This window comes from Wolbachia endosymbiont of Atemnus politus, assembly GCF_013309895.1.
Window position 1 is genome coordinate 1 of the sequence record NZ_JAAXCS010000035.1, and the last position, 12011, is coordinate 12011.

At 36.1% G+C, this 12011-nt stretch carries 5 protein-coding genes and 8 pseudogenes; 7 read left to right on the plus strand and 6 right to left on the minus strand.

Annotated features, from left to right (window positions below; translation table 11 throughout):
- Positions 1-230 precede the first annotated feature (230 nt).
- From HET73_RS03340 to HET73_RS08010, 4 genes and pseudogenes are all read left to right on the plus strand, one after another.
- Positions 231-383, plus strand: a complete 153-nt coding sequence (locus HET73_RS03340) for a hypothetical protein (protein WP_174134014.1) — start codon at positions 231-233, stop codon at positions 381-383.
- A 47-nt stretch (positions 384-430) separates the two neighbouring features.
- Positions 431-1429, plus strand: a pseudogene (locus tag HET73_RS03345) (integrase core domain-containing protein).
- Positions 1430-1668: 239 nt separating this feature from the next.
- Positions 1669-1809 carry a hypothetical protein gene (locus HET73_RS08005; protein WP_246209906.1) on the plus strand — a complete coding sequence of 47 codons (141 nt, stop codon included), beginning with the start codon at positions 1669-1671 and terminating at the stop codon, positions 1807-1809.
- 115 nt (positions 1810-1924) lie between these two features.
- Positions 1925-2122 carry a hypothetical protein gene (locus HET73_RS08010; RefSeq protein WP_246209908.1) on the plus strand — a complete coding sequence of 66 codons (198 nt, stop codon included), beginning with the start codon at positions 1925-1927 and terminating at the stop codon, positions 2120-2122.
- 116 nt (positions 2123-2238) lie between these two features.
- Here the strand turns inward: HET73_RS08010 and HET73_RS03355 are convergent.
- The 4 genes and pseudogenes from HET73_RS03355 to iscU form a co-directional block, all read right to left on the minus strand.
- A pseudogene (locus HET73_RS03355) lies at positions 2239-4184 on the minus strand (Hsp70 family protein).
- 25 nt (positions 4185-4209) lie between these two features.
- Positions 4210-4620: pseudogene (locus HET73_RS03360) on the minus strand (iron-sulfur cluster co-chaperone HscB C-terminal domain-containing protein).
- Positions 4592-5015: pseudogene (locus HET73_RS08015) on the minus strand (HesB/IscA family protein). The pseudogenes HET73_RS03360 and HET73_RS08015 overlap by 29 nt, the downstream one beginning before the upstream one ends.
- A gap of 2 nt (positions 5016-5017) precedes the next feature.
- Positions 5018-5398: a Fe-S cluster assembly scaffold IscU gene (gene iscU, locus HET73_RS03365; RefSeq protein WP_174134015.1), complete on the minus strand. Its 381-nt coding sequence runs from the start codon at positions 5396-5398 to the stop codon at positions 5018-5020.
- Positions 5399-5576: 178 nt separating this feature from the next.
- Here iscU and ftsY point away from each other — a divergent pair.
- The 3 genes and pseudogenes from ftsY to HET73_RS03380 all read left to right on the plus strand — a co-directional run bounded on the left by ftsY (position 5577) and on the right by HET73_RS03380 (position 9239).
- Positions 5577-6456, plus strand: a pseudogene (ftsY, locus tag HET73_RS03370) (signal recognition particle-docking protein FtsY).
- 1233 nt (positions 6457-7689) lie between these two features.
- Positions 7690-8449 (plus strand): annotated as a pseudogene (locus HET73_RS09390) (DsbA family protein).
- 193 nt (positions 8450-8642) lie between these two features.
- Positions 8643-9239 carry a TIGR02217 family protein gene (locus HET73_RS03380; protein ID WP_174134016.1) on the plus strand — a complete coding sequence of 199 codons (597 nt, stop codon included), beginning with the start codon at positions 8643-8645 and terminating at the stop codon, positions 9237-9239.
- A gap of 102 nt (positions 9240-9341) precedes the next feature.
- Here the strand turns inward: HET73_RS03380 and HET73_RS03385 are convergent.
- Positions 9342-10172 (minus strand): annotated as a pseudogene (locus tag HET73_RS03385) (IS5 family transposase).
- 673 nt (positions 10173-10845) lie between these two features.
- A pseudogene (locus HET73_RS03390) lies at positions 10846-11951 on the minus strand (cysteine desulfurase family protein).
- Positions 11952-12011 lie beyond the last annotated feature (60 nt).

The window sequence follows — 12011 nt, forward strand, 5'->3', positions numbered from 1 at the left end:
ATTTCTCTCTTAAATCTACACTGTATGCCACTATTTACCTCATATTTCATCAATCCCATATTATACCTTTATCATTTGCTTTAGGAAGTACTATAAAAGGCGTGCTTAAAATTCACAATACCAGCATGAACCTCAGGTTGTATTTTTTCTGAAAATTGCGGAGTGCTAAATAAACTGTGTCAAACCGAGAAATAAAGTAATAAATTGATATAAAAAATGGAGGTTTGACAATGAGTCAAAAAATAGCAAACAGAACTACCGGATTGGTAGATTATAAAGAATTTGACCTTACCCAGAAAAAGTGGAGAGAAAGTTTGGAATGTTTTTTTACGAAAAGAATAAATTGTTCTGGAATGCAATACTTAATTGTACTAGACAGCTGACACTAAGAGTAAGTAAGTTATAAAATAATAGAAATAAGGAGTGTTAGATATATGAGCAAACAAAAATACTAAAACCAAAACTAGAGAAAACAACTGGGAAATGTGTCCCAAGCATGTAAAGTGATGGAGAGATACATTTTATAGATTCAAGGAACTATATGAAAATGGAGGAGAAACATGAAATAAGTAATAAAAAACCTCTGTTAGCTAATAGGGTCTCCGAAGACATAGAAAGAGCGATAATTAGTACAGCTACGGAATTTCCAGCATATGGCCAAGAAAGAGCTGCAAATGAACTAAGAAAAAGAGGATTTCTCAAGGAGGATGTATGGCTTAGAAATGACCTTGAGACTTTAAAAAAGAGACTTAAGGCACTGGAAGCAAAAATAGCTCAAAATTTTAACAGAAGAACAACTTGCAGCTTTATAAAAAGCAAAAGAACAAATCTTGGTGAAATTGATACCCAGGTTATTTAGGCTCTCAAGATACCTATTATGTAGGTAATATTAAAGGTATAGGAAGAGCAGACTTTTGTTGATACTTATTCTCGGGTTGCATTTGCCAAACTCTACAAAGATAAAACAGCAATTACTGCTGCTGATTTACTAAACGACAGAATGGCTTTTTTGATGAGCAAAACGTGCGATTATTACGTGTTCTTACAGATCGAGGTACAGAGTATTGCGGCAAGCTTGAAAATCATGGCTATATTTGGGCATCAAAGATATTCAAGAACTAAAGCCAATTCTCCGCAAACTAATGGAATATGTGAGAGATTTCATAGAAGATGAGTGTTATAACATTATCTTCAGAAAGAAAATCTACAATTCTTTAGAAGATTTGCAGGTCGATGTTGGTTGCGTTCTTACAATGAAGTAAGGCCTCACTCTGGTAAATATTGCTATGACTATGCAGACATTTTTTGATATATTGCTTTTCAGAAAAACATTAGTAGCATTGAACAAGTTTCTGATATTAGTTTTCAATTCATCTGTCAGTTGATTCTTGTCTGTCAGATTAAGTCTTGTCTTTTACACAAATTTTAAGCAGCATATTCAACCTAAACTTGGTTTAGTTTCAAATACTGAACGCAGGGTGTCAAAGAAGTGTGAATTTGAATATGAAAAAATGAAGGAAGAATTGGAAAAAAGTGAGTATTGACATATAGAGGAAACAGGACACAGAAATGAAGGAAAAAAAGGCTGGAATAAAGAATTGACACTTTTAAAAGTAGAGTGGTAAGGACTGCCAGAATATGATGGCGTAACCGCTGCATATTTTAGTCATGAAAACAGATAAATATGTTGGCACATTTGGCAAGAGATTTGCTCACAGTAAAAATGCTGAAGTAAGCAAAATTGGCCAAACGCTCAAGTCACTTAGCAACAGGGTATTTGCAGTACATAAGTCAAAAAACAAAATTTGATAGATAATTTGCGATTTTATCGACTGATGAGAAAAATTCGGAAAGCATTTTTTACGTAAAATGACAAGAATTGTACTCAAGCCTCGAGAACGGCAGTTTAAAGTCTGAGGATATAATGTGGAAGTTTTTATGTAAACCTGAAGTAATAGAGACAACCGGCAAATTAGACAGCTATCGTAAGAATAGCTTTTTCACTTGGTCAAAACGGGGAGAGAAATTTGTAGAAAGATTGTTGTCGATATTTTTGACATCACGTCTAAATGGTCAAAATCCTTTTCAAAAGTTACAAAATCTAGTAGCTATAGCTGCTTAATCATTTTCGCAAACCGTGAACGGTTACTAAATGCATAGCTTCATTATCATGGCAATTGGTTAGCGGGAAGGAGTTTCTATGCCAGTTAGCTACTTTATTTAATGTTGCACAACATTCTACTTATTTGTTGATTCACACAACTCTAAGGAAGAATTTTCTAGCTCAGCTATGGCATTATTAATTTCATTCAAATCATTTCCTTGTAAAGCTTTTTTGCGTTTTGCAGCAGGTTTTTCAGCTTTCTGTCAGCGCAGAGATTATCGTTGCTTTCAACCAAATGTATGAGTTGATTCCCACTGACTTGCTGCAAGGGAACGAGCCTTCATATCTTCATCAAAGTTGTTTACTGACTGGTTAACCATATCTTGAACGTTGGCTTCACTTAAGCCAAAACTTGAATTTATTTCAACTACTTGCTCAATCCCAGTGGTTTTCCTCGTGCAGTAACAGTCAATATTCCGTCAACATTCACTGTGAACTCTATCTCAACTCTTGCAGAACCTTCAGGCAGTGGTGGTATACCTTTTAGTTTAAATTGTGCTAGGGATTTGTTATCTTCTACCATTTCACGATCTCCCTGACAAACGTAGATTTTCATTGCCGTTTGCCCATCGATGTAAGTTGTAAACTCTTTTGTTTCTGAAACTGGCAATGGCGCATTTCTTGGTATGATCTTTTCAACTATTCCTCCCATAGTTTCTATGCCAATTGATAAAGGCAAAACTTCCAAGAGAACGTTTCTATCTTTTGAGCTTGAAGTTAAATAATGAGCTTGCAAAGCTGCCCCAATAACAACTGCTTTATCTGGATCTACATCATGCAGTACCTTATTTTCAAAGAGTTTGACTAGTGAGTTATAAACTAATGGCACTCTAGTAGCGCCACTAACTAAAATTATCTCTTTTATCTCATCAATTTTAAGATCTATATCGTCTATAGTACGAGTGACTATATTGACAGTCCTACTAACCAAAGGACTTATTGCTTGCTCGAATTCCTCTTTGGTAATTTCGCATTTAAATAATACACCATTAGCAGCACAATCTGGTGTCATTCCAGCGCGTGACCACATATTTTTTCCTTTCCTGGATCCCAGTGTCAGCTACTTGGATGACAGGAGAAAGTTTAATACTAAATTTTAAAGTACCTGATGTATTTTCTCTTAGGTATTCTTTTACAGTACGTAATTCAATAAGTGATGGCCCTGCCATACAAGTAGCTGACGCTGGAATCCAGTTCTTATTATATAACTTTCTGGTATGTTCAATTGCAATCAAGTTTTCTGGATCCCAGTGTCTGGGCACTGGGATGACACTTTCGCTTGAATCCACCTGTTCTCTATACTTATCGACCACGATTGAGCTCAGCAGATGGTCAAAATCATCACCGCCAAGTTTAGAATCACCACTAACTGCAAGAACTTGAAACACTCCTTGGTGTAATTTCAATATTGAAATATCAAATGTTCCGCCACCGAGGTCATAAACTTCATATATTCCACTGTTATTGTTCTTTTCAATCGAATAAGAAAGCGCGGCGGCGGTTGGCTCGTTAATAAGGCGCAGAACTTCTATACCAGCTAATTTCGCTGCGTATTTAGTTGCGTTACGTGCTGAATCGTCAAAGTAAGCTGGTACAGTAATCACTGCTTTTTTTACTTCCAGCCCTGTAGAATTTTTACCCTCTCACATAAAGCTTTTAATATTTCAGCAGAAATTTCAACTGGAGTGAAAAACTTCTCTTCTGCGCATTTTAACCTAATAACTTTTTCACTGTCATCGTCTATTTCAAAATTGGTACCTTCTTTATGCAAGTCCTTAACACTTTTACCCATTAGGCGTTTTATAGAGCAGACGGCGTTTTGGTCAACATCATAGCCGGTTTTCAATATGTTATTTTCGTATGAAAGAGCAGAAGGCTGTAGCTCACGTCCTTGCTCATCTTTAAATATCTCCACGTCACCAGCATTATTCACTATGGCAATTAAAGAATTGGTAGTACCAAGTTCTATACCAAAAACTACTTCATTTGAATTTGGTTCAGAAATTTGAATTGGCCGCATTTTTCTTCATTTCCTCAAATGACTTTTATAAATATTTCAATCTCAAAACCTGCGTAGTAGCTTCATCAAAATTCTTTGTAGCGAAAGCATTAATTAGGCTTTTAGTGCACTCTTTTACCTTTTCATCAATCATCCTACTTGCAAATTGTAGATCATCACAGTCTAGCAAATGCTCTCTTATTTCCATTGATTCATTCAATATTTCAGAATTTAGATGGTCCTTTTGGCTTTTTACACCAAAAAGATCCAGCAAATGCTCGGCACGTTTTAGTGGTGACTTTAGCACTTGATAAGCTTTGTTTATATTTTCCATGTTTTTGGACTGTTTTGATTTATATCAGCTCTGCTGAGCGCAATATATTTTTTTCTCTAGCTCATCAAAGCTGATGTTGAAAGCTGGTTCGATTTCAAACAATGTAAAATAGTTGCTCGACATGAAAACTCTCTCCACAACCACATTTTCCTATCTCATTAGGGTTTTTAAAAACAAAACCAGATGAGAGAGAGAGGGTTTTTCCTCTACGTAATCCATTTCAGAGCCAAGGATAAACATGACAGATTTTGGATCGATCAATACCTTGACTTTTTGGCCATCACTGCAGCTTTCTTCAATTACTGACTCTAAAGGACGAATATCATATGCATATTCAATATCATATTTTAAGCCGGAACATCCTTTTTGTTTAATTAGTACCCTTATTCCTATTGCTTCTTCTGACTTCTCAAGGTTATCGTGCTGTTTTTATCCAATAAATATCTTATTCTCTCCACTGCATTTGCAGTGATAGTGATAAGTTTTTTATCTTTCTTCGCAGCTTTATATTCACTCATTGCTATTTTTGTTTACTTTGGTAATCATGAATAGCAGCTTTTATAACGTCTTCAGCAAGCACTGAGCAGTGAATCTTCACTGGCGGCAAAGACAACTCTTCCACTTTTTGCGTGTTTTTTATCTTTGTTACATCTTCAATAGTTTTTCCTTTGATCATCTCTGTGAGCAAAGAGCTCGAAGCGATGGCAGAACCACAGACAAATGTTTTAAATTTTGCATCTTCAATAACCCCTTTATCATTGACCTTTATTTGCAATTTCATAACATCGCCACATGATGGCACACCCACCAAGCCAGTGCCAACATTTGGATCATTTTTATCCAGAGAACCAACATTCCTTGGATTTTGGTAATGATCTAAAATTTTCTCATTATAACTCATAAAATCACCCGTAAACCGCTACTTACATTATATCATATTTAGGTTGAAAATTAAAGAAAAATGCACTAGCAAACCGTACATTTTGTGAGTAAAATATACCGTTTTTGAGTCCATTTTACTTTAAAAATACACGCAGTGCAAGTCATTCTCTATATTAAATTTGTAATCTTAAAAGGAGTTGAGTTTGTTTAGTAATCTTTATAAAGGTCTGTTGAAAACTTCTTCGCGCTTTAGCGATGGAGTAGAGAGTATTTTTTCTGGCAAAAAAAATTAGATCAGTCGCTTTTGGATGAGCTAGAAGAGTTACTAATTTGCATGGACATCAGTCATAAAACTTCTAAGTTGATTATCGATAGGCTCACAAGCATCAAATTTGACAAGGAAGTTGAGTATAACGTTATCACACAGAAGTTAATGAGCGAAATAGAGGTTATATTAAGCCCCATTGTGCAACAACTCACCTTGGACAAAAACCACATATAATAATGGTATGCGGAGTGAATGGTAATGGTAAAGCCACAACAATAGGTAAGCTCGCGTATAAATATAGGGAAATGGGAAAATCCGTTATGCTTGTTGCGTGCGACACATTTAGAGCTGCTGCTAGTGAACAGTTAAATATCTGGGCAGAACGTTCTGGTTGCTCCATTGTTACTGGAGAACACGGCAGCGATTCTGCAAGTGTGGCATATAGAGCTGTAAGTCAAGCCATAAAAGATAACGTTGATGTTGTTTTGATTGATACAGCAGGCAGGCTACAAAATAACGTAAACCTTATGGAGGAATTATCAAAAATATATAGAACGATAAAGAAATTGGATGAGACTGCCCCTCATTACGTTATTTTAGTTCTTGATGCAACCACCGGCCAAAACGCTTACAGCCAACTGGAGGCATTTAGCAAAATGGTGAACGTTACTGGGCTAATCGTAACCAAGCTAGATGGCACTGCTAAGGACGGAGTAGTGTTTGGCCTTGCAGAAGCTTATAAGGTAAAACTGCACGCTATAGGAATTGGCGAGAGTATAGAGGATCTTAGGGAGTTTACTAGTAAATAATTTGCTGAAGCACTATTTAACTGTTCCTAGCATAACAAACCTTTGGCAGCACATAAACCAAAAAACTCCTTGACAACCCCCTTCAATCTCATTATAATGACAATGAAGCTAATTATTTATCTTCAGTCTGTGCAGATGAAACGACCAAAAGCTTACGTATTTGGCGTACTATTGTTTAATTTTTTTGCACTATGTGCACCTCATGTTTTTTACATTATTGTCTAAATTACCAGATATTGCTGTGAATTGCGCCTATTTGGGCACTTAAAAACATTAAAAAACGCCAATTTATAAAATAGATAGTGAATAACTAGCTAACGGGGATTATTTTGTATTTTTTTCTGCTTTAGTAAATTTTTTAACGTTTATAATTTAGACCAGTTGCGATAAAAAGCGGCTGAGTCGGGGTTTTGAGCGTTTAGAATAAAAAAACCCAATATTTTGAGGCACATATAAATGGCTAGCCATTCACGAGGATTCTTTTGCTTTTTTTTCATTTGGAAAATTTCTTAAATATTTATAGCTAGTTGCAATTTATGAACGAACATTTGTTTTTACAACAATTGGTGTCATTCCAGCGCTGGAATCCAGACAAAATTTTGTGAACATAGAAAGTATTAATTTAAAACACAACATTTTAATTATTATGGAAACCAGTACTGGGATAGGGGGCTACTTGGATGACACCCTTAACCTTGTCATTTCAGCGCGTGACGCTGGAATCCAGATCATACAATAGGTAATGAATTTAACTATCAAAATATAATTTTTTTATTAAAAAAAACTGGATCCCAGTACTGGGATGACAGGAGGAGGGGCTACTTTGGATGACAGAAAAAATGATCCAGTTTTTATTTAAATTCTGGATCCCAGTACTGGAATGACTGAGGAGGGGCTACTTTGGATGACAGGAGAGGAGTACTGGGATGACAGGAGGAGGGGCGCTGGGATGACAGGAGAAGGATGAGTGGAATGAGATCCCAGTACTGGGATAGGGGGCCTTGTTTTTTCCTGGATCCCAGTACTGGGATGACAGGAGGAGTTGGATGACAGGAAAAGGGCTACTCGGATAACAAGAAGAGGTAGGTTATGCAAAAAGTCTTTTGTGTAAAGTTTGCATTTGAGACAAGACCTGCTATAAAATACACTTGATATAGATGTTTTTATATATTAACATTAAATACTTTTTTTAGTATATAAGTAACTAAAAGTTTTATATTCTTTAGTAAGTGTATGTATAGAATATCGTTTTTGTTGATTTTTATATTGGCATTAGCAAGCCTGCCAATGATAAATAATTGGCTTTCGCACCGCAGTCAAACTCTAAGCGATGACCACAGAGGTGAGAGATTAGATGATCACATCAGTAGAAATTTTGATAAGATTATAAAAACTCTCCGGGAAGAATCAATTAAAAGTAGTTACGCTGCTAGGAACAACGCGACTAAAGGTAAAATTTTACAGTACAAAAATGAAATATTCGACTCCGCTTATCCTTACTCAGGAAATGAAAATAGCACGGTTATAGCAGTAGGTTTTTTGACTATTCTTGTGGGTATTGCAAAGCGATAAAAAATGATATAAAACAGTTGATCAATGATGGCAAAGTTATGTTCATCTTCAGGGATACCCCACTACTTGGTAACAACCCTTTAAAAGCAGAAACAAGTGCTTTAGCTGTCTACTTTTTTGATAAAGACAAGTATTTAGATTTTCACTATGCAGCGGTAAATCACAGGGGAGAATTTTCAGATGAAAACATATTAGGTATAGTGAAAGGTATAGGGATTAATGAGAACGACTTTAATAATTCCATGACAGATAATTCAGACAAAATTGAGCAAATGATAAACAACAGTAAACTTTTAGTAAGTGAGCTGGCAGTAGGCGGTACACCTTTTCTAATAATTGGAGATAGTCTGTTTGTGTAGGAGCAACTAATTTTGACGTATTACGCAAGAAAGTATATGAATTAAGTCACAAACAAGGCTAGTTTCAGTTTGTCATAAAATCTTATTTTTTGCTTGACAGTATGAGTAGGCCTAAGTACAATAAATGTAGGTGTGATAAATAATGGCAGCAGCTTAAGATATAGTTACTTTCACATCATTATATCAAGTACCTTTAAATTATAACTACCTTCTCTTCAATCAAATTACTTCAAATTTATTTTCATAGGAGGACATATGTCATTCACAGAAATTAGATTTCCAGAAAATATATCTTACAGCTCCACTGGAGGACCGGAATATTCTACTGATGCCGTTACAATCCATAATGGTTGTGAACAACGCAAAATCAATTGGTCTCATGCACGCGCCAGGTACAACATAGCTTATGGGATCAGGTCAAATGAGCAGCTACAAGAATTAATAACATTTTTTCACACACGAAAAGGTAAAGCAATAGGGTTTCGTTTTAAAGATTGGTTAGACTTTACAACCACCAATCAAGAAATTGGAATAGGAGACGATAAAAAAACAACTTTTCAACTGATTAAAACTTATATCAGTGGAAAAGATAAGCACATGCGCATAATTAAAAAGCCAGTACATGGCACAGTAAAGATCTATTTAAATAACAAAAAAGATAGCGAATATTCAGTAAATTATTCAAACGGAGAAATAATATTTATGAAACCACCAGCAAAAGGTGCAATAATCACTGCAAGCTTTGAATTTGATGTACCCGTGCGCTTTGATACAGATCACTTAAACGCGTCTATTGATAACTATGGCAGCAATAGCTGGAATAATATTCCCCTGGTGGAAGTGAAGTTTTAATTGTTAAGCAATGTGTTATATTGCTACTTGCTCTAGCAGCGGTAAGACAGTAAAGTTAGCTTGAACCGTTCACTTTTAGAGGTTGTCCGGAAACCATCAAATTTAGGCATATTTCCTCTTTAACATAATCCTATTCATAGCAAGATATATGAAATTTTCAGTAGATGTTGTAAGCAAATCATACTCTTTTGATCGTCTTCTATTCTTATTGATCCAGGCAAAAGTCTTTTCGACAACCCATCTTCTTGACTGTACTTTGAATCCCTGTTCTCTTGCTGGTAGCAGCTCAAGCGGCGTGTCCTTATGTACCCAAAACCAACATGGAGGTCTTTTAGCAATCTCAATATCTATGTCATACCCTTCTTTTATATTATTTTTTAAGTTTATTCCTTGATACCCCATATAAGCCCTCATTTTCTTAACGATAATATATATTTTTTCTCATATTATCTAATGGCATTTTAACACCATCTCTGTCATTTCACTTGCAGCATCCACATAACAACCTAATACAAAACCTTAAGTGTCTGTAATTATATGCCTTTTTCTACCTTTTACTTTTTTACTTTCATCTTAACCTGTGATCCCCCTTTTTCTGTAGTTTTTACAGATTGACTATCTATTATACAGGCGCTTGGCTGCTCGTTTCTTCCTATTTGCGTCTACTAGATTTCGTAATTTCATAATTCATCTTTTCAAAATTCCCCTGCTTCTTCCATTGCCTGAACTGCTCATATATAGTCTTCCATAGCGGAAAATCATTCCGAAAATACCGCCATTGACACCCTGTACGCAATACATAGAAAATTGCTTCTAATATCTCTCTTTTGCTATACTTTGGCGGCCTTCCTCCTTTTTTATATGATACTCTAAAGTATTTTTTATTCGTGCCCACTCCCTTTCACTTAAATCTGTTGGATACTTTTTTCTCATCTTTATAACGTACTAAAATTTCAGATATTATAGCCTTTTACTAGTTTCCGGACAACCTCTAATAGGTAACCCAAGAAAGGTTTACCTGAGCACTGAAAGATAAAATCAACAGTTGAATCGGCTAAAAGCTTGGTAGGGGTTTGCATGCTTAATAGCGAAACAGAACTTCTCAATTTGATTTAAATCTGGCGAGGTCCCCTCCTGTCATCCAAAGTAGCCCCTCATCCCAACGCCTTCCTCCTGTCATCCCAGTACTGGGTTCTAATTTACTCTATAATGGCCAGTGCCCTCTTTTTATATCCAAGTAGGGTGTCATCTCAGTGCCACTATCCCAGTACTGGGATCTGTTTTTTTATCTAGTTCATATTAGCTGCAAACTTTAAGAAATTTACTAAATGAGGAAAAAAGGCAAGAGAAGCCCAGGGCAGCTAGTATTCAAATTCTGCCTTGTCAATCAGGCGTTTTCTACTGTCATAAACACCGTGTTTCAGTTTGAAAACCCAGAAAATTTATAAAGACATACGATGCACATAGTACAAAAATTAAACAATAGTACGCCAAATTCAAAGTTTCCTTTGTCGTTTTAATCTTCAGATTGCGAAGTTAAATCAATAGCTTTAATTTCATTGTAATGAGATTGGTGGGAAGGGGTTTTTACATTTACTAAGCTATCCTAGGTGCTCTTCTTGTAAATACTATACCAACAATTCAGTATTTTTTTATGTCTTGTTGCTTAGTCTCTGGGCCTATACTGATTCTTATTTAACACTCCGTTTGCTCTTTTGTTGCTCCCATCGCAAGCAAAACATGGGAAGGTTCAACTTGTCCAGAAGAGCACGCAGAGCCATTGCTAACCGCAATGTTATGTAAGTCAAAATGCATGAGCTGTACATCACTCTTTACTCCTGGCATATAAATGAGGCTTGTATTTGGCAGCCTTTTAGAGTTTTTGCCAAAGATTTTGATGCCTCTGACGAGATTAAATAATTCACGCCCCAGTTGATTGGGTAGCCCCTTTATTTTATCCGCTTTTAAAAGGAGAACTGGAATGTTTTGCAATGCAGCAAAAGGACCTGCAATTGCAGCAATATTTTCCGTTCCACCACGTAATCCTTTCTCTTGTCCACCACCAGCTATAATTGCCTCTATTGACAGCTTCTTATTGAATATTAAAACTCCACTGCCTGCTATACCGCCAAATTTGTTAGCAGATAAAGTGAGTAAATCTACTCCTAAATCCTCCATGTTAACTTCAATTTTCCCAACACTTTGAGCAGCATCAGTGTGACAGATTGCTCCGAATTTACGCGCTATTTCAGCTATTTCCTTAATGGGCTGAATAACCCCAGTTTCGTTGTTGGCCATCATAACTGAAACTATTACTCTATTTTCCTCAAGTTGGCTTAGAATCTTTTCTAGCTCTGAAAGATCAACGACACCTTCCCGATTGACGGGTATTATATGTGGATTACATACAGAATTAAGAATTGAAAGATGTTCTATAGCTGAAATCACATGTCGATAGCCTGTTATTCCTCTCATAACAAGATTATTTGCTTCAGTCGCACCAGACGTAAAAACTATTTCTTTATCGCTTGAAGCACCAATAGTGCTATATAATGCATCTCTTGCATCCTGAAGAACTTTTCTTACTTCTTGTCCCTTTCTATGTGATGATGAAGGGTTCAGAATTTGTTTTGACAAAACCTCAAGTATACTCTTCTTCGTGACATCACTAACTGGAGAAGTTGCATTCTTCTTCTTCTTATTTGTCTTCACCTTGTCCCACTCTAGGTGGGGTTGGCGTTCTCCTCCTTCAATCTCCGTCTCCACAGCTCT

Coding starts and splice junctions, on each gene's coding strand:
- HET73_RS08005 (WP_246209906.1), top strand. CDS start 1,669: ATGAAAACAGATAAATATGTTGGCACATTTGGCAAGAGATTTGCTCAC.
- HET73_RS08010 (WP_246209908.1), top strand. CDS start 1,925: ATGTGGAAGTTTTTATGTAAACCTGAAGTAATAGAGACAACCGGCAAA.
- HET73_RS03340 (WP_174134014.1), top strand. CDS start 231: ATGAGTCAAAAAATAGCAAACAGAACTACCGGATTGGTAGATTATAAA.
- iscU (WP_174134015.1), bottom strand. CDS start 5,398: ATGAGTTATAATGAGAAAATTTTAGATCATTACCAAAATCCAAGGAAT.
- HET73_RS03380 (WP_174134016.1), top strand. CDS start 8,643: ATGTCATTCACAGAAATTAGATTTCCAGAAAATATATCTTACAGCTCC.